The organism is Paenibacillus polymyxa, from assembly GCF_018614975.1.
GTDB lineage: Bacteria > Bacillota > Bacilli > Paenibacillales > Paenibacillaceae > Paenibacillus > Paenibacillus polymyxa_E.
This window is the reverse complement of the sequence record NZ_JAGGNR010000050.1, coordinates 1-18,307: the sequence shown is the minus strand read 5'-3', so window position 1 is coordinate 18,307 and position 18,307 is coordinate 1. Positions and strand designations below refer to the sequence as shown.

Below are 18,307 nucleotides of genomic sequence, written 5' to 3'. Positions count from 1 at the left end.
AAGTATTATCCAACTTTTCTTTTGCCTCCATGACGATGACGCCGTATGTTAAACCGTTTCTCCAGCCAGGCAATCAGTACAAACAAAACGATCCCAAGCAGGGATAACAGCAAAATGGCGGCAAACATTGCATCCGTGTTCATGTTGCTGGACATACGACGGCTGAAGTATCCGAGACCTTTGCTGCCACCAAGCCATTCGCCAATCGTTGCCCCAACTACGCAGTACACCACAGACATCTTTAACCCCGAGAAAAAAGAGGGAAGTGCCAGCGGAACCTGGAGTTTTCGAAAAATATCCCACTTGCTGGCTCCCATGGTGAGCAGCAGTTCACACTGCTCTGGATCGCCTTGGCGGAGTCCATCGTAGGTACTGACCACAATGGGGAAGAATGCGATTAAGAACACCACCGCAACTTTGCTCCACAACGTGTAACCAAACCACAAGATAAATACGGGGGACAAGGCAATCAGCGGGATGGTCTGACTGATCACGATGAAGGGATACAAGGCCTTTTCAATCGATCGGTTCATATGCATGGCTGTTGCCAGCGTAATTCCAGTCACTATGGACAAGCCAAAACCAACAGCAACTTCCATAAAGGTAGCAGGCAGATGGATGGTCAACAGCAGACGACGATGCTCAACCAGTGAGCCTGTGATGGCCGTGGGTGCAGGAATGATAAAGGAGGGCACCCATCCCATACGCACAATCACTTCCCAGATCGCCAGTAATAAGAACATGAGCACAATAAACAAACCATATTGAGAAAACGACCTCGAGAGCCACTTTGAACACCACGTCCAAACGCTAAACTCAGCTCTATCATTTTGCATGCAATTGTTCCTCCAGTTGTTGCCTCATCTGCACGAGAGCCGGTTCGTAGATCATGTCCGAATGCCTTGGGCGTGGTAAAGGAACCGTCATCTCCCGCAACTGCTGACCTTGCCCCCCTGGAGTTAACAGAATGATACGGTCACTTAACAGCAGGGCTTCTTCGATGTCATGTGTAATGAACAGCACGGTTTGGCCAAAGCCCTCCCACAGCTCCAACAACCAATGATGCATTTCTCGTTTGGTTAAGGCATCGAGTGCACCGAAGGGTTCATCCAGTAACATGAGCTGCCCACCTGTAAGCAAGGTACGAAGCAGAGCCACCCGCTGCCGCATGCCGCCGGACAATTCATCTGGATAGGCCTGTTCATAACCGGACAGGCCGAATCTTGCCAATCCTGCCATGATATCGGCTCGTAACTTGTCCTTGTCCTTGTTCTGTCGGCCTGGTGTCAACTCGGCAGGCAGCATGCAGTTCTCCATGACGGTTCGCCAGGATAACAGCAGATCTTTCTGCGGCATATAAGCGACTCGTCCGAGCCGTTGTCCTTGCGGTACATCAGCAATATCGATGGTGCCAACGGTTGGCTCATGCAAGCCTGCGAGCAGCTTGAAGAGCGTGCTTTTACCTGACCCGCTGGAGCCGATGAGCGAGACAAATTCTCCTTGTTGAACCTGAAGCGACACATTGGCGAGCACGGGGGAATCCTTTTTTTCGGCAAAAGCAAAGCTTACGTTGTGAATGGTTACATGGTTATTCATCTGATCCTCACCCCCTTGATGTCAGACTGCTGGAATAACAACGGCATCCTGTCTCTGCAAAAGAAACAAAAAAGACCCACCCATTTCCGGAGAAATGAGTGGGTCTGTAAGTTAAATCCGCAATTTATCTTCACATACATGAAAAAATTCCGCTTACTAAAAGGCCGCTCCACTTCCCTCCGCTGGTATAATCCAGATCAGGTTCAAAGGGTCCGAATAGTCATATTCGTCTCAGCCGGAAGGCTCCCCTAGTGCAAAAGTTCAAGATATGCAGTTGTCTGTTCAGCATATATCACTCGAACATGAACTGTAAAGAGGCAGCATGATTAACTGAACAATTTACCTCGGCTCATGAACCCGATATAATAGGGATGGCCCGTATAGGCCGGATCACAAATTGCAGGTGGGATTGTTCTCCCTCCTAGGCAGAATGGGGACCCGAGTTGAAAACGTTTAAAAAAGTATATATTGAGATCACGAGTATCTGCAACCTGGCTTGCAGCTTCTGTCCACAGACGCAGCGTGCCAAAGGATTCATTGACCCTGAAGTCTTCAACAATATACTGGAACAAGTTAAACCACACACCAACCATATTTATCTACATGTCAAAGGTGAACCCTTGTTGCATCCCAAAATAGATCTGCTGCTTGATTCCGCATATGAGAAGGGACTCAAGGTGAACATTACAACGAATGGTACGCTGCTACCTAAGACTCAGCATAAATTGCTTGGCAAACCGGCGCTGCGGCAGATGAATTTCTCCCTGCACAGCTTCGATGGGCATGAAGGTTCAACAGACCGTGACGGATACCTGCGCCATATTTTGTCCTTTGTACACGAGGCCGTTAAGCATAATGTCATCATCTCATTCCGACTGTGGAATCTGACGCAGGATAACTTCACGAATGCTCAGATGAATCGAAATCGGGAGACCCTTGAAGTATTAGAACGTGAGTTCAATCTGGACTTCCGCATTGAGGAAAAAGTAGTTCCAGGCAGCGGGGTCAAAATTGCCCCAAATGTATACCTGAATCAGGACCATGAGTTCCAGTGGCCAAGTCTGGATGCACCTGAAGATGAAGGCAAAGGCTTCTGCCATGCACTTCGCAATCAGGCAGCTGTGCTTGTGGATGGAACGGTGGTTCCATGCTGTCTAGATGGCGAGGGTGTAATTAACTTGGGTAATGTGCACGAGAAGTCATTCTCGGAGATTATTGAGGGTGAGCGAGCGAACAATCTGGTATATGGCTTCTCCAAGCGGGAAGCTGTGGAAGAGTTGTGTCGAAAGTGCGGTTATCGTCAGAGATTTGGAGCCTGATATCTTATATCAACCAGCCGAAAGCTATTCAAGATCACACATTTGGAGACAAATGTAGTGGTCTTTCTTGGTTACTGGGATTAAAGTTAGAGGTACATACATTACAAATGAGCATACCAGAGGTTAATATCAGCATATTGCTCCAAGGACCTGGCTTGCAAAAAATGCTGATATGACAGGGATTGTGGGATGTCTTGAACTATCTGATCTAATGATTATTCTAGTTACCTTCCTTATTTGGTAGGATTAGGCTGAGGTCGGACAGAGGTGCACCTCTGACGAACTTCCAGGACAAGCTCAGGCTTGTACACTACCAAAAAACGAGAGAATAAGGGAGGAATAAAGTTATGAAAAAAATGTTGACGTTGTTGCTGTCCGCTGGTTTGGTTGCTTCCATATTTGGTGCAGCTCCGGTTGCTGCTGCGCCTACAGTTGTAAATTCAACCATTGTGGTTCCTAAGGGCACGACCTATGATGGTCAAGGTAAAACATTTGTAGCTAATCCTTCCACACTGGGCGACGGATCTCAAGCAGAGGGTCAGAAGCCAGTCTTCCGTCTGGAGGCGGGGGCCACGCTCAAAAATGTAAATATCGGATCACCTGCTGCAGATGGTGTTCACTGTTATGGTAACTGTAATATATCGAATGTGGTCTGGCAGGACGTGGGCGAGGATGCACTGACATTGAAGTCGGCCGGAACAGTTAACATTACTGGCGGAGCAGCGTACAAGGCCTATGATAAAGTGTTCCAGATGAATGCAGCCGGAACGATTAACATCAAAAATTTCCGTGCAGATGATATCGGCAAGCTGGTACGCCAAAATGGTGGAACTTCCTTCGCAGTTAACATGACGCTGGATAACTCCAACATTTCCAATGTGAAAGATGCAATTATGCGTACAGACAGCAGTACATCACAAGGCAAAATTACGAATACCCGTTATTCCAAAGTACCAACGTTGTTCAAGGGGTTTGCTTCAGGGAAAACGAGCCAGTCTGGGAACACGCAATATTAAACAGAAGATTGAATCGCTTGAGGTGTTAAAAGTTTAAGCGCCGCTTGTGATTTTGAGATGGAATATAACGCCAAAAAGAGCGTCCCAAGGTCATTGCCACACTGACTTTGAGGGACGCTCTTTGTAATGCAGATATCAGAGTATGGTTCTGCTGAGCAATGTTTTATAGAGGATGCTCAAATTATTTCTCTCCTGGAACTTCAACAATGACTTTGCCTTTCTCGGGGACAACAGAACCGGTATCAATAGAGCCCAATTTGTTCATGATCTCGTAAGAGGTTTCTTCAAGCATACGAGAGTACTTGAATGATACGAGTGTTTGACCTGCTACGGAAGGACGAGTCCCTGCTTCAGCAACGGCTTTGGTTTTAATAAAGAACAGGTCACCGATGGTTCCGGCATTTTTGCTGATGTTGGCCTGCCATTGTAGCAGGGCACTTCCATTTTTAAGGGTGTAATAACTGATCAGATCGTTATCCTCAACAACGAAGAAACGATCTTTTTTGCCTTGTTCAAAAATGTATTTGATGGATGAATCCACCGGACCCAAAGGGTTGCGAATGTCCAGACGTGCTTGTCCCAGTTCAGAGAAGCGTGGCAGATGCAGTGCGGCTTCACGCGCCACAGTCAGATCGGAACTGTTATAATCTTTTACAATAGCAGCATCGGTAGTGTAAATGTAGGCTTCCTTGGCCTTCTGGTTCCACTGCACCTTGGCACCAAAAGCTTCACCGATGGCACGGAGCGGAAGCATGGCTTTACCATTCACCAGAATCGGCGCGGAGGATAATGTCGCATTCTGACCGTTTTTCTTCATTGTTTTGCTGTTCGGTGTAAGGACATATTTATCGCTGCCTGTGCTGATGCTGATCTCTTTTGTTTTGTTATTGTAACCAAACGTATAGTTGCCGAGGAATTGAAGCTCCGTCAATGCCACGTACGTAATACCCTGCCGTATGACAACATCATATTGAGCTTGAACATTGTTAATATAAGCTGTCGGATTAGGTTTGGTTGCTGCGGCTTCCGCCACAGTGGATGAGAGCAAGGCAGGTGCCGTGCCTGCGGTGAGTATCGAAGCGACAAGGACCATTTTCCATGTTTTAAGCTGCCAAACAGAGTTGTACTTTTTCATTACTATCCATCTCCCTTCTAATATTTAAGACGCACTACATAACCTAAATGTTGCATATTATGGAAAGTAAATCGACAGATATCCCCTTCCCTTTTACACCAAATGAAGCACGATGATTCTTCTGGGGATTGTCACAAATACCCATCTGATGTAGAGTAGAGGCAATGAAATAAGTGAACCGGGAGCTCAATGAAGTTGGGCTGAGAGAGTGGCCTTGTGCCGCTGACCGTACATCTGATCTGGGTAATGCCAGCGTAGAGAACATGGATTTGCAATATGTAAGGGTGAATTGTGGGAATGAACGTGGATGAACAACAGTTCTCTTTGAATTATGGTAGTGTATCTGCCAAGGCGGAGAGGGATGGTTGATATTCCATATTTTCGACATTCATCCAATACATCATTGTGAGGATTGTACACTGTGCGTAAGGCCTTCCCGGAACCGGGGAGGCTTTTTCGTTTATTTTTAGAGGTTGCTCAAAAAGTCTTTTTGAACACACACTTTTACAACCCCCACAGGGAACAGAGGAAGGACGTAGAGAACATGGCAGCAACAGCAGGCAACAAACGATTGAAACTAACGGATATTCTGGTAACCATTGTGATCGCAGTGGTGTTTGGAGTGATTTATAAGATATGGGGACCTACGTATGACTTGATGAAACCATTTGGCGTTCATGCGGAGCAGATGATCTACGGGATGTGGTTTATGGCGGGCACGTTTGCTTTTGTTATCATTCGTAAACCAGGCGTGGCTATTCTTGCCGAAGTTGCGGCTTCAACGGTAAGTGCTTTTTTGGGCAGTGAATGGGGCATGTCCACACTTGTATACGGTCTGTTGCAAGGATTGGGAGCCGAGATATTCTTCGCAGCATTTTTGTATCGCAAAACCAATCTGTTTGTCACCTGTCTTGCAGCCATAGGAGCCGCAGCGGCTTCGCTCATACTGGATTACCAATACGGGTATATTGATTCACTCTCGGCCTGGAATTATACATTATTTATCGGATTCCGCTTCATCGGAAGCATCTTGATTGCAGGAGTGTTTGCTTATTATCTCTCCAAAGCATTGGAACGGACAGGTGTAACACGTTCACTGAGGCCGGTATCCAAACAGGATTATGAGGCGCTGGATTAGATGAGCGGAGAGGGGAATTCGCAAGCGGTAAGTGTGACAAATCTAAGATGCAAGTTCCCGGGAGAGAAAGCCTTGGTATTTCAAGGCTTGTCTCTCTCTGTGCGTCAAGGAGAGAAAGTGCTGTTGCTTGGCCCGAGCGGCTCCGGTAAATCGACGTTATTGCAAATATTGAGCGGTCTGATACCGCGTTCGGTTGAGATTCCGATGAAATGTGATGATATTCAGGTTCCCGCCAAAGCAGGAGTGGTCTTTCAAGATCCGGATACCCAGTTCTGTATGTCCTTTACGGATGAAGAGATCGCATTTGTTCTGGAAAATCGAAATTTTCCGCGTGAAGAGATGCCTGCTCTGATTGAATACTATCTGAAACAGGTGGGGTTATCCTTTGAACAAAATCGTGTATTGATCCAGTCCATGTCTCAGGGGATGAAGCAGCGTCTTGCGATTGCTTCGATGCTTGCCATGGACCCGGAGGTATTGTTTTTGGATGAACCCACTGCACTGCTGGACGATGAGGGGACTTCCCAGGTGTGGGATACCGTCAAACGGATCGCCAGTGACAAAACGATCATTATCGTTGAACACAAAATTAATGAGATTGTGGATATGGTCGACCGCATCCTTGTGTTATCACCTGAAGGAAAGATTGTGGCGGATGGGCCAGCACAGCAGGTATTTACGGATGAGCGGGGCAAGCTGAAGGCTTATGGAATCTGGTATCCAGGCATATGGGAGGAGCGAGAGCAGGTAGCTAAGGAAGAAGAGGGAAGTGCTTCTGGAGAGCTTCAAGTGTGTGTGGATCAAGGCATCTCAAGTTTGGAAGCACAGCAATCGTCTGGTTTATCCGATACACCGGGTATATCCCCCATACTTCACGGCTCACCCTCATCACCTGTATCTCCCGCCGATCAGCCTGCACTGGACTTGCAGCAGTTCACCGGATGGCGTGGGAAAACACCCTTCATTCAGGTGGAGCGGGCCAAGGTATGGTATGGAGACTGGATTGGTATTGTCGGAGCCAATGGGGCTGGCAAGAGTTCATTGTTGTTATCTCTGATGAATATCCTGAAAACAACAGGTCATTATGAGGTGGACGGTCAGCCTTCTGGCAAAACGGAGCAGCTTGCAGATCGAATCGCGTTTGTATTTCAGAACCCGGAGTTTCAATTTGTGACCAACACGGTCGCGGAAGAAGTGGAATTCTCATTGCTGGGGGGCAGGCTTACAACGGAAGAGAGACTTGTCAGGACTGATCATATGTTGAATCAATTTGGACTAATCGACCTCTCCGAGCGCCATCCCTACCAATTATCGATGGGGCAGAAACGGCGCTTGAGCGTTGCCTCGGCACTGGTGAGAGAGCAGCGAATACTGCTGTTGGATGAACCTACTTTTGGACAGGATGCCCGCAATACGTTTGCCATGTTAGCACAACTGGAGCAATTGCGGAGAGAGGGAACAGCCATTGTTATGGTTACCCATGATCGTGAAATTGTAAAAAGATATTGCACCCGAATCTGGACGGTGGATGAGGGGAGGTTATCTGATGCAACTGTCGTTTCCTCACCGTGAAACCTGGCTTCATAAGGTCAATCCGGGATTAAAGATGATCATTCTGACGATGATGTTTGTCATCGTTATCCTCATTCACAATCTGAATGTAATGGCCAACGTTGCGTTGGCGATGATGCTGTTACTGTGCTGGACAGGTCATCCGTGGTATAGATTGATGCTGTATGCATCACCATTCATTCTGGTATTTATCTCCACTTCCACAGGTATGATGATGTTTGGCAAGGGTGAGACCACATGGTATAAGTGGGGATTAATTCACATAACCGAAGAGAGCTTTTATCGCGGTCTACACTTGGGTTTTCGCTCGCTGACTATGGCAGCGGCTGGGTTACTCTTTGGTCTTACGACCAAGCCGGTACGGCTGTTTTATTCCCTGATGCAGCAGTGGAAGCTGCCTGCAAAATATGCCTATAGCTTTCTGGCCGCGATGCGCATGATCCCCATTTTGCTGGATGAATTCCAGACGCTCCGTTACGCTATTCGTATTCGTGGAACACAGCAACGAGGCTCACGCTGGAATGTGTATGGTACACTCAAGCGTTACGCTATTCCGCTGCTGGCACAGAGCATTCGCCGTGCACAGCGAATAGCGGTAGCGATGGAAGCGAAAGGATTTATGGATGGCGCGAGCCGAACGTATTACATTCAGATTGGCTATTCGCGAGCTGATCTGTTGTTTGTATTTTATTATATCCTCACCTTAACAGCTGCTTATTACATGGGGGTTACCTTTCCTTATCATGCTACGATGGTGGATGTCAGGTAATACGGGGGGATGAACGAGAGTGAAGACGGGTCCTGACACAAGGTAACCACCTCCAAACAAGTGGCTGAGTGGTTAGGCGAGCCGGATTGGAAAGAGAGTTCAAGCAATCTAAATTACACGGGTTATTCAATGAGTATTGGACAGACCGAAGCGAGCCGCCTGCAGGAGGCAATCTTACCTTAAAAGCTTGTCTCATCAGGGATGTTGATTTATTATAAATGAACAGGATTGCTCGCGCTCCGGTTATCGGCTGTGCGGGCTTTCTTCATGTGTTCTTGAAGAACCATGCATGATCATTCACGGGAGGATTCTCCATGATCTCATTATATGGTGTAAGCAAACGTTATAACGAGCGCGGTTCCCGTGCAGATCAGGGATTCGAAGCGTTAAGCTCGGTCTCGCTTGAAGTGGGACAAGGCGAGATTCACGGCATCATCGGTTCGAGTGGCGCAGGCAAATCCACACTTCTGAGGATGCTCAATGGATTGGAGAAGCCGGATGATGGTGAGGTTGTTGTGAATGGGCAGCATCTGACCCAGATGAATGAGCGCACGCTGCGTCTCGCACGAAGATCCATTGGCATGATCTTTCAGCACTTCAATCTTGTCAGTAACCGAACGGTGAGTGGCAATGTCTGTATGCCACTGGAGCTGGCGGGGATGCCCCGTACACAGCGAGTTGAACGTGGACTTGAGGTACTGCGGTTTGTTGGACTGGAAGACAAGGCAGATCAATATCCTGCTCAGCTTAGCGGAGGACAGAAGCAGCGTGTGGCGATTGCACGAGCACTCGCCAGTCGTCCGGATGTGCTGCTCTGTGATGAACCGACCTCTTCGCTTGATCCACAGACCACGAACGGTATCCTGGATGTGCTGCGTCATATCAATGAAACGCTGGGCGTGACCATTGTTATAGTGACGCATGAGATGGAAGTGGCTCGCAGACTATGTCACAGGATATCCGTCATGAAGGATGGGCGACTCGTTCGTACGTTGTCTAAAGCGGAAGTGAGCAGTATCCCTGCTCCGCAGCCTGATCTACTGACCTCCTTGCTTGCGGATGACAAATACGGGATGGCAGGTTCGTCTTTGTTCCGTCAGGCAGAACAGGAGGACAAGTCATGAGGTTACCTGAGTCTGTGCTGAAGTATCAGCATGAGATATGGCAGGCGATCGGAGAGACTTTTGTCATGGTGGGCATCTCCATTGCGGCAGCTGTTCTGATCGGGTTACCTCTGGGTACACTGCTGTACTTATTCAGGAGAGGACAACGGTATCAGAATCAAACACTGTCCTTTGTACTCGGCAGTGTCGTCAATATCGTTCGTTCGTTTCCGTTCTTACTGCTGGTTGTATTCATGATTCCATTCACACGGATTGTCGTAGGAACGTCCATAGGTACGCTGGCGGCAACCGTGCCACTCTCGGTCATTGCGATTGCCTACTATGCCAGACTGGTGGAACAAGCGTTGTTGGATGTACCGAGGGGAGTAGTTGAAGCTGCTGCTTCCATGGGGGCATCGACGATGCAGCTTGTGGTGAAATTCTTGTACGTGGAGGCACGATCCGGCCTTGTACTGGGACTCACGACAGCTACGATTAGCTTCATCTCCTACTCGACGGTGATGGGCATTGTAGGTGGCGGCGGGGTTGGCGATTTTGCCATTCGATACGGTTATCAGCGCTTCGAAACGGAGATTATGGTATTTACGATCATCATTATGATTATCCTGGTACAGATGATCCAATTCACAGGCAGCAGACTGTCCCGCTGGCTGGATCGCAGATCTTAAGCGGGTGGACAGTGCAGTATGAAGAATAACCAATACAGATTATAGAATGAGGGGTAGACATAAAATGAAAGCAAAAATGATGCTTATGTTGCTTGCAGTAATGCTGATCGTCGCTGCTTGTGGCAAAAAAGAAGAAACACCTGCGGCTGAAGGAACAAAGGAAGATACACAAGCTGTACAAGAAGTTACGCTGAAAGTGGCTACATTGATTCCACCGATGACAGACGTACTGGACATTGTAAAACCGTTGTTGAAGGAAGATGGCGTTAATCTTGAAGTTGTTGTGTTGTCGGATAACGTTCAACCAAATACGGCACTTGCGAACAAGGAAGTGGATGCGAACTTCTTCCAGCACGTGCCTTACATGAACCAATATAATGAAGCAAACAATGCCAACCTGGTGGCCGTGCAGCCCATCTATAATGCCATCTATGGCGGTTACTCCAAAAAATACAAAACGATTGAGGAATTGCCAGCAGGCGCAACCATTGCAATTGCGAACGATCCTTCCAACATTGGTCGCTCTCTTGTGATGCTGGAGCAGAACGGATTGATTAAGCTGAAGGAAGGCGTAGATTTTAACGCCACACAGGCGGACATCACCGAGAATACGAAAAACTTCAAGTTCAAGGAAGTGGACTTGTTGATGCTGGCTCGTATGATGGATGATGCTGATCTGGTAGCCATGACACCGGCATATGCCAGTCCGCTCGGCCTTACACCGAAGAAGGATGCACTGTTAACCGAGAAGGATGATTCCCATTTTGCCATCACCCTGGTTGCCCGTGAGGATAATAAGGACTCCGAAGCTATCCAGAAGCTGGCTAAGCGTATGGCGGGTCCAGAGGTCAAAGCCTTCTTTGAAGAGAAATATGCAGATATTGCGATCCCGGCATTTGAATAGAGAATACGTTAACCTAATGTGAATAGCCTTTAGATCTGAGCGATAACGCTTGGATCTTTTTTTTGTGATGTGATCTGCATGCTTATTAACAAGTATTTAGAAAGTTAACAATTTGGTCATATTCCCGGAACACTTTATTTAATAGTTTTTTCGTATAATTTGTTTGGAAATAGTTCTTTTGGATTATAAATTAAGAGATATGTTCGAGTTTTTTAGTATAAAAAGTGTTTTTTAAAAGAATTGAGACCTAGTTTTTGAAAAGATGGTTTACAATCTATGAGAGCTTTACAAGAGCTATATAAGTTGTATGAATCATTTAACGATTGGAAGGTTGTTCTGTCATCGGAGTGGCAAGTGTAAATAATCACTAGTTCAACTTATAAGTAGATCAAGTAAAACTAAAATTAATCTGGAAGAGGTAGAGAAATTTGTCCAAAAAAAATAGGAAATCGACCTGGTTCAACAAGATAAATAAGAACTTTAAGACCAAGCTGGTGGTGTCCTTTATTGCTTTCCTGGCCATTCCTTCGTTAAGTATTGGAGTTTTATCGTATAACAGTGCAAAAGATGAAGTGGAGAAGCAAATTTTACATAGTGCGATGGAAAATGTGAACCTTGCCAGCGCGACGATCGACCTTTCGATCAATGCCAAACGGAATCATATTGAATACTATGCGAATATACTTGCAGAGCAATTACGACAAGAAGATGCCGAGGTTCGGGTTGTGAACGAATTGAAGGGATACGCTGCGCAGAACACAGATATCATCACCATAGGTGTAGGCACAGAGGCAGGTGTGTATCTGATGTCCTCTGATGCGGAGATGCCTGAAGATTACGATCCCCGAACCAGACCATGGTACACGGAAGCAATGGGTGCTCCACAGCAGGTCATTGTTACAGAGCCTTATATTTCTGCCGAGACGAATGAGATCACCATCACGATTGCGAAGGCACTGGAAGACCAATCCGGTGTGGTTCAACTGGATCTCGATCTGTCGGACATTAGTCAATTGGTTAGCGGAATTAAAGTAGGAGAACAGGGGTATCTGATTCTACTGGATGCCAGCGAAAAGTATATCTATCATCCGACGATGCAACCTGGAGCAGATGCAACAGAAGATTTTTGGACACAAGTGTATATGAATGAATCCGGCCACTTCAACTACACTTTTGATCAGGTTGATAAGGTCATGTATTACGCCACGAATCCGTCCACGGGATGGAAGGTCGCAGGCACCATGTTCTCCTCTGAAGTAGAGGATGCCGCTACGCCTATTCTGAATCGAACGATTATGGTCATCGTTTCTTTTCTGGTCATCGGAATTTTGATCATCTGGCTGGTGATGCGATCTATTGTTAAACCAATTCGTCAGTTGAAGGATCAGGCGATTCAGGTGAGCGAAGGAGATCTAACCCAGACCATTACAAGCACAAGTCATGATGAGATCGGTGAACTGAGTGATGCTTTTGGCAAAATGCAGAGCAACCTGCGTGTGTTGATTCAAAATGTGGAGAACAGCGCCAGTCAGGTAGTCATCTCATCGGATGAAATGACTCAGAGTGCGGAATCAACCAGTGCAGCCAGTGAGCAGGTAGCGCGAGCCATTCAGGAAATTGCGAGTGGTGCGGAGAAACAGACCGAGAGTATTGAACATAATCATCAGGCCATGAATGAAATTACGATTGGTATTACAAGAATCGCCGAACGTTCCATACATGTCGCTGATTTGGCGAAACATACAACCGTACAAGCAGAAGAAGGCGGCAACACCGTCAAGCAGACGGTGAGTCAGATGCAATCGATTCAAGAGACGGTAGAACAGACAAACCAATTGATTCAGGCGTTATATGAACGATCACACCAAATTTCAGCGATCACGGAGTTAATCGGAAATATAGCCAAACAGACAAACCTGCTCGCGCTGAACGCATCCATTGAAGCTGCTCGTGCAGGTACACATGGCAATGGATTCGCCGTTGTAGCAGCAGAGGTTCGCAAGTTGGCAGAGCAATCCGGGCAGTCCGTCAATGAAATCACCGTGCTGACTACGGCGGTTCAGGAAGATATGGCTGCTTCCGTTCGCATGATGGAGAAGGTGACTTCAGAGGTTGGAGAGGGCATGGACATCTCTACAGAAGCGATTCGGAAGTTTGAACGTATTCTGGATAGCATGAGGGAAACGACACCTCAGATTGAAGAGATTGCTGCCACGTCGCAAGAGATCACAGCAGGTGTACAGGAAGTATCTGCTGTATCCAATGAGTTGGCAGGCATTGCGTCAGGCAACGCTGCAACTTCCGAAGAAGTGGCCGCTTCCTCAGAGGAGCAACTGGCAGCGATGGAGCAGATTTCTTCTTCGGCTCGTGGCTTGTCTACCCTGGCTGAAGAGCTGCAGCGCCTGATTAGACAGTTTAAGTATTAAACGGGATTGTAGAAGAGAGTATCACACAGGGACAGCATCACATCATGTTTCATTAGAGGGAGTGGACAACCATGCAACTGGAACTCAGAGCCTTCTTACTGCTAACGGATGCGGTCATGATTACAGATGAGGAGGGTGTGATTCTGGATGTGAATTCCGTTTATGTAACCAAAACAGGATTCTCACGGGAGAGCACCATAGGTCAGCCTGCCCGATTGCTAATGGATACCCACTGGAGAGGAAATCAGACCTGGTCCGGCGTAGCCAAACTGATGAAGGCTGATCAGGAAGTGTGGGAAGCCCAAGTTACGATTACATCGGTGCATTTGGATGATTCTCTTTTTTATATCAGCATATTTAATGATGAATTTTCATGAAAAAAAATCGTGGTTTCGTGATAAGGGTATGTTAGCTGAAAGTAGTAATTATTTGCAAAAAAATGGTCAATATCGTCAATTGAATAAGGGAGCCCGGCATACTATGATTTGTGTACTGGGGAACTGCGACCGTGAATCTGACAACATTCATTGAATGCATGAAATCCTGAAGTCGTAATGTGGACGGTGACCATTTGCTACGCGATCTTGTATTAAATTTCACGCTAATTTGGATCTTTGTTTTCCTTATTCATCACTATCTGAACCAAACAAATGCTACCCGTTCAACATCCATCACGACTCGGATCATTATTGGTATTACGCTGAGCATGTTGGGCACGGCGCTCTATTATTTCTCTATTGTACTTGAGGATGGTACATTGTTGAATTTCCGGGCCAGTGTGTATCTGCTCGCTGCTTATTTTGGTGGGAGTGGCTCTGCATTCGTTACTTTTGCATTCATGTGGATTTTTCGGATTAATATGGGGCGTAATCCCTTGTTGGAGAATTGGCAGTATGCGTTGACAGAGTTGTTATTTGTTGTAGTCATATGCCTGATCTTTAAGTATATCAGGGGATTTATGCAGAAGTGGTTGTCCGGAGCGTTGCTGCTGATTACTGTGTATGAGTTTTCTGTACTAAAGACAAATGCTCCTTCTCTGCTAATGATGGGGCAGATTCTCTTTTTTCAATGTATCTGCCTGCTGTCCGTTATATTATTCCTGTATTATCTGAACCAAAATCATCGATATAGGAGATTGGTCATTCAGAGGGATCAGGAAATGTTGGAGATGCTTCGTATGCAGCCGGGGTTTACTTTTAAAATCCGAAAACAGAATGGGAAATTCGAGTATCTTCTGCTTGAAGGAGAGATGCTCTCCCGCCTGGGCTTGGATATGAGTAGTCTGAAGCAAGATTGCACACTGGGCACATTGGATATTTTACCTCAGGAAAAGGTAGAATTTCTGCGAAAGCAGTTTAACCGGGCATGGGAAGGGGAGTCTTTTTTTTACGAGATTGAGCATGAAGGTTACTATTCGCTGGTGAAAGTTCGCCCTCTGCGAGAAGAGGGTGTGGTGAAATATATCGTGGGATATGGACTCGATATCACGGAACACAGAGCAGTTAAACGAAGGATTCAAGAAAGTGAAGAGCGATATCGAACACTTGAGCGAGTGTCGGCAGACTGGTTTGTCGGTTTGGATAGGAACAGATGTATTGTGTCGGTTAATCAGAAATTTCTGGATGTTCTCGGTCTAGGCAGGCAGGTAGTGATTGGGCGTCAGCTTGAAGAATTGTTGTTCATTGAGCAGCTGGAGAACTGGTTATTCGTTTTCCAAAAAGCCTTACATCACAATATAGCACAGGATACGGAACTGAGTTTCATTGTTGGAGAAGGTCATGAGCAGCATGTTCGAGTTTACCTATACCCTGTTAAAGTACTAAACTCGAGTGAGAAAATTAAGGCAGTCATTCATGACATTTCGGATCACTATAGACGTGTTAAGGCCGACAAAGCAAGCCAGGCGAAGAGTGAGTTTCTCGCATTCATGAGCCACGAGATTCGTACCCCACTGAGCGGCATTATCAACTTTTCGTTGTTGCTTCAACGAACAGATCTATCTCCACAACAAAAGGATTATTTGAGTAAAATCAACGCGTCCTCCCAAACATTGCTTACCCTCGTGAATGATATTCTTGATTTTTCGAAAATTGAGGCAGGCAAGCTGATTTTGGAAAAGGTCTCTTTTTCACCAGAGGATGTGATCAAACGTGTGGCAGATCAGATCGGTGTGGCCATCGGGCACAAAGATATCGAAGTGATCTTTACAACCGATCCCGATCTGCCATTAACGGTGATTGGTGATCCGTTCCGACTTGAACAGGTGTTATTGAATCTGCTCAGTAATGCGATTAAATTTACGGAGCATGGATATGTAACATTGCAGGCAGAGGTTCTTTCATTGGAGGCGGAGCGAGTTCATGTCCGTTTTGAGGTAGAGGACACGGGAATCGGAATTTCACCCGAACAATTGGAACGGCTCTTTGTCCCGTTTACTCAAGCGGAACCCTCGACGTATCGAACATATGGTGGCTCTGGTCTTGGGCTGGTCATCTGTTACCTTCTGGTCACCTCTTTGGGAGGAAGCTTGCGGGTGGATAGTGTGCTGGGAGAGTACAGTCTGTTTTCATTCGACTTGATATTTGAACTTGCAGATTCGGAAGAAGAAAGTTCCTTCCTGCAAACATATCCTCTTCTATATTGTGCTGATGATGTGGTTATCGTTGAAGAAGATGAACGAATGGGCGAAAGTCTGAAGCAGTTACTCTACTCATTCGGAATGAAGCCGAAGCTGTATCCTTCGTTGAACCATATGATGGAAAGTGATTGCTATGTCCATCATGCAGAGGGGGCAAGTTCCATGTTGATGATGATGGATATGGATGCAGAGGAGACCGTAAACGGATCGCCATGGGACCGTTTCATGAAGCGATTGAATCGAACCAAATTTCAAATGGTGGGGTACACCCATGCCTTTAGTGAAAATGCCCTGTGGAGGGAGGAGAGATCCTTTCGCCCGGATCTCATGATGATCAAACCGATTACACGTCTGGGATTGTTCGAAGTGTTACTTGCACTTCAGGGTGAAGGGCCATTGGAGAAAAAGCGGATGATAGAAGGCGATGAATCCTGTTTGCTTGAATCCAAAGGGCACATTCTGATCGCTGAAGATCATGAAATCAATCAACTGGTCATTCGGGCCATGCTGGAACATACCGGATTCAAGGTGACGCTGGCAAACAGTGGCACAGAGGTTTTGAAGAAATTGGACGAACAAACATGGGAACTGATTCTGATGGATCTCTATATGCCAGATATGAATGGAATTGATGCAGCGCGACACATTCGCAAGATGAGGAAATATGATCGTACACCCATTATCGCGCTTACAGCGAATAGTTTAAAAAGGGACCATGAATTGTATCTTGAAGCAGGCATGAATGCCATACTGACTAAGCCCGTACATGAACAACAGATCGCAGACATTTTGGAAATATGGATTGATCTAAAAGGCATAAGGGAGATCAATGGAATTGATGCAGATAAGGCGATCAGACAGATGGACGGCAAGCCACATATTCTGCAATATGCGCTCACGAAATTCAGGATGGAGTATGGCTCGATTCAGCGAAAACTGGCGATTCAGCTTCAGCAACAGCAGATTGCTGATGTAATTCGTAGTGTTCATTCTCTTCGAGGCGTAGCTGCGAATCTGCATGCAGTGGATCTGATGTGTGAAGTTCTCCAACTGGAATCGCTCTTGTCCCGTCCGTTATACGAAGAAAAGGAACTGAGTTCGATATTGGAGAAGGTACAACAGGAAATTGATAAAATTACCGGGTCTCTGCCATGGTGATGTGAATGAAGCTGTATTGTTTTAAGGTGTGAACTTATAACCGACCCCCCAGATGGTTTGAATATATTGGGGGTTTTTTGGATTGTCCTCAATTTTTTTGCGAAGCTTGGTAATGTGAACATCGATGGTGCGATCATTAATGTAGGCATCTATACCACGAATGGCTTCAATCAGGGCATACCGACTGTAGACCTTGCCAGGATTGAGGATAAACAGTTTCATGATCTCAAATTCGGAAAACGTCATCTCCACGCGCTGGTTATTCAACAGAACAGTTCTTCGGGCCAGATCGAGAGATACTCCGGATTCCTGTTCAGTGACAACAGAGCTGTTCAATATAGAGTAGCGGCGCAATACGGCCTCAATACGTGCCTTCAGCTCCTGCATGCTGAAAGGTTTACATACATAGTCATCAGCCCCATCTGTTAATGATCGAATCCGCTCAGAAACCTCGGTTAACGAAGAGATGACAATGATGGGGATTGCCGTATGTTGGCGCATGAGAGAACAAGGATTCTTATTACCCAGATCAGGGAGAATCAAGTCAAGAAGCAGGATATCAGGCCGCGCTTGAAGCTGTAGAAGACCATCTCTTGCGTTATCGACACGGATAACATCATACCCTTCACCTTGCAAATACAAGGATAATGTATCGCCTAACATGTTGTCGTCCTCTATGATAAGCACTTTCGTCATGATATTCCTTTCTGAACCCCCTTCTTGTAGAAGGACTAAGATCCATGGATTAACTTAATATACCTGATATGTGAACTACACACCACCTAAGAGGTGGGGGGCTTCTTGGTCTATAGAGCAACTGCCTCAAGTTTACCCAAGCTTACAG

16 protein-coding genes and 1 riboswitch are annotated in these 18,307 nt (G+C 46.4%); of the genes, 12 read left to right on the top strand and 4 right to left on the bottom strand.

Going from position 1 to position 18,307, the window contains the following annotated elements:
- Positions 1–5: 5 nt before the first annotated feature.
- Positions 6–836 carry an ABC transporter permease gene (locus J7E78_RS26845; RefSeq protein ID WP_251035286.1) on the bottom strand — a complete coding sequence of 277 codons (831 nt, stop codon included), beginning with the start codon at positions 834–836 and terminating at the stop codon, positions 6–8.
- Entirely contained in the window at positions 826–1,596 is a 771-nt protein-coding gene (locus J7E78_RS26840) for an ABC transporter ATP-binding protein (protein ID WP_215079601.1), read from the bottom strand. The genes J7E78_RS26845 and J7E78_RS26840 overlap by 11 nt, the downstream gene beginning before the upstream one ends.
- A gap of 157 nt (positions 1,597–1,753) precedes the next feature.
- Positions 1,754–1,856: riboswitch (TPP riboswitch) on the bottom strand.
- Positions 1,857–2,039: 183 nt separating this feature from the next.
- Here J7E78_RS26840 and J7E78_RS26835 point away from each other — a divergent pair.
- On the top strand, positions 2,040–2,915 hold the full coding sequence (locus J7E78_RS26835) for a radical SAM/SPASM domain-containing protein (protein ID WP_215079599.1): 876 nt from the start codon (positions 2,040–2,042) through the stop codon (positions 2,913–2,915).
- 347 nt (positions 2,916–3,262) lie between these two features.
- Positions 3,263–3,931: a pectate lyase gene (locus J7E78_RS26830; protein ID WP_215079597.1), complete on the top strand. Its 669-nt coding sequence runs from the start codon at positions 3,263–3,265 to the stop codon at positions 3,929–3,931.
- Between the two features lie 181 nt (positions 3,932–4,112).
- Here the strand turns inward: J7E78_RS26830 and J7E78_RS26825 are convergent, their stop codons facing one another.
- On the bottom strand, positions 4,113–5,066 hold the full coding sequence (locus J7E78_RS26825) for a copper amine oxidase N-terminal domain-containing protein (RefSeq protein ID WP_215079595.1): 954 nt from the start codon (positions 5,064–5,066) through the stop codon (positions 4,113–4,115).
- 173 nt (positions 5,067–5,239) lie between these two features.
- On the opposite strand from J7E78_RS26825, the gene J7E78_RS30205 reads away from it, so the two are divergent.
- From J7E78_RS30205 to J7E78_RS26780, 10 genes are all read left to right on the top strand, one after another.
- Positions 5,240–5,377 carry a hypothetical protein gene (locus J7E78_RS30205; protein ID WP_463674771.1) on the top strand — a complete coding sequence of 46 codons (138 nt, stop codon included), beginning with the start codon at positions 5,240–5,242 and terminating at the stop codon, positions 5,375–5,377.
- A gap of 233 nt (positions 5,378–5,610) precedes the next feature.
- Complete coding sequence (locus J7E78_RS26820; protein ID WP_215079593.1) at positions 5,611–6,204, top strand: ECF transporter S component; 594 nt, start codon at positions 5,611–5,613, stop codon at positions 6,202–6,204.
- The gene (locus tag J7E78_RS26815) at positions 6,205–7,776 is read left to right on the top strand and encodes an ABC transporter ATP-binding protein (RefSeq protein WP_215079590.1); all 1,572 of its coding nucleotides are present in this window, start codon (positions 6,205–6,207) and stop codon (positions 7,774–7,776) included.
- The gene (locus tag J7E78_RS26810) at positions 7,751–8,545 is read left to right on the top strand and encodes an energy-coupling factor transporter transmembrane component T family protein (RefSeq protein ID WP_215079588.1); all 795 of its coding nucleotides are present in this window, start codon (positions 7,751–7,753) and stop codon (positions 8,543–8,545) included. Before J7E78_RS26815 ends, J7E78_RS26810 begins: the two co-directional genes overlap by 26 nt.
- 314 nt (positions 8,546–8,859) lie before the next feature.
- A complete protein-coding gene (locus tag J7E78_RS26805; RefSeq protein ID WP_215079586.1) occupies positions 8,860–9,669 on the top strand; it encodes a methionine ABC transporter ATP-binding protein in 810 nt (269 codons plus the stop codon).
- The gene (locus J7E78_RS26800; RefSeq protein WP_215079584.1) at positions 9,666–10,337 is read left to right on the top strand and encodes a methionine ABC transporter permease; all 672 of its coding nucleotides are present in this window, start codon (positions 9,666–9,668) and stop codon (positions 10,335–10,337) included. The genes J7E78_RS26805 and J7E78_RS26800 overlap by 4 nt, the downstream gene beginning before the upstream one ends.
- 64 nt (positions 10,338–10,401) lie before the next feature.
- Positions 10,402–11,241, top strand: a complete 840-nt coding sequence (locus J7E78_RS26795) for a MetQ/NlpA family ABC transporter substrate-binding protein (RefSeq protein ID WP_397330620.1) — start codon at positions 10,402–10,404, stop codon at positions 11,239–11,241.
- A 428-nt stretch (positions 11,242–11,669) separates the two neighbouring features.
- The gene (locus J7E78_RS26790) at positions 11,670–13,667 is read left to right on the top strand and encodes a methyl-accepting chemotaxis protein (RefSeq protein WP_215079580.1); all 1,998 of its coding nucleotides are present in this window, start codon (positions 11,670–11,672) and stop codon (positions 13,665–13,667) included.
- Between the two features lie 71 nt (positions 13,668–13,738).
- Positions 13,739–14,044, top strand: coding sequence for a PAS domain-containing protein (locus tag J7E78_RS26785; protein WP_215079578.1), 306 nt, complete (start codon positions 13,739–13,741; stop codon positions 14,042–14,044).
- 194 nt (positions 14,045–14,238) lie between these two features.
- Complete coding sequence (locus J7E78_RS26780) at positions 14,239–17,463, top strand: hybrid sensor histidine kinase/response regulator (protein ID WP_215079575.1); 3,225 nt, start codon at positions 14,239–14,241, stop codon at positions 17,461–17,463.
- 21 nt (positions 17,464–17,484) lie between these two features.
- Here the strand turns inward: J7E78_RS26780 and J7E78_RS26775 are convergent, their stop codons facing one another.
- A complete protein-coding gene (locus J7E78_RS26775) occupies positions 17,485–18,159 on the bottom strand; it encodes a response regulator transcription factor (RefSeq protein ID WP_215079573.1) in 675 nt (224 codons plus the stop codon).
- Positions 18,160–18,307 lie beyond the last annotated feature (148 nt).

Coding starts and splice junctions, on each gene's coding strand:
- J7E78_RS26785 (WP_215079578.1), top strand. CDS start 13,739: ATGCAACTGGAACTCAGAGCCTTCTTACTGCTAACGGATGCGGTCATG.
- J7E78_RS26845 (WP_251035286.1), bottom strand. CDS start 836: ATGCAAAATGATAGAGCTGAGTTTAGCGTTTGGACGTGGTGTTCAAAG.
- J7E78_RS26830 (WP_215079597.1), top strand. CDS start 3,263: ATGAAAAAAATGTTGACGTTGTTGCTGTCCGCTGGTTTGGTTGCTTCC.
- J7E78_RS26795 (WP_397330620.1), top strand. CDS start 10,402: ATGAAAGCAAAAATGATGCTTATGTTGCTTGCAGTAATGCTGATCGTC.
- J7E78_RS26815 (WP_215079590.1), top strand. CDS start 6,205: ATGAGCGGAGAGGGGAATTCGCAAGCGGTAAGTGTGACAAATCTAAGA.
- J7E78_RS26840 (WP_215079601.1), bottom strand. CDS start 1,596: ATGAATAACCATGTAACCATTCACAACGTAAGCTTTGCTTTTGCCGAA.
- J7E78_RS26775 (WP_215079573.1), bottom strand. CDS start 18,159: ATGACGAAAGTGCTTATCATAGAGGACGACAACATGTTAGGCGATACA.
- J7E78_RS26820 (WP_215079593.1), top strand. CDS start 5,611: ATGGCAGCAACAGCAGGCAACAAACGATTGAAACTAACGGATATTCTG.
- J7E78_RS26825 (WP_215079595.1), bottom strand. CDS start 5,066: ATGAAAAAGTACAACTCTGTTTGGCAGCTTAAAACATGGAAAATGGTC.
- J7E78_RS26800 (WP_215079584.1), top strand. CDS start 9,666: ATGAGGTTACCTGAGTCTGTGCTGAAGTATCAGCATGAGATATGGCAG.
- J7E78_RS26805 (WP_215079586.1), top strand. CDS start 8,860: ATGATCTCATTATATGGTGTAAGCAAACGTTATAACGAGCGCGGTTCC.
- J7E78_RS26810 (WP_215079588.1), top strand. CDS start 7,751: ATGCAACTGTCGTTTCCTCACCGTGAAACCTGGCTTCATAAGGTCAAT.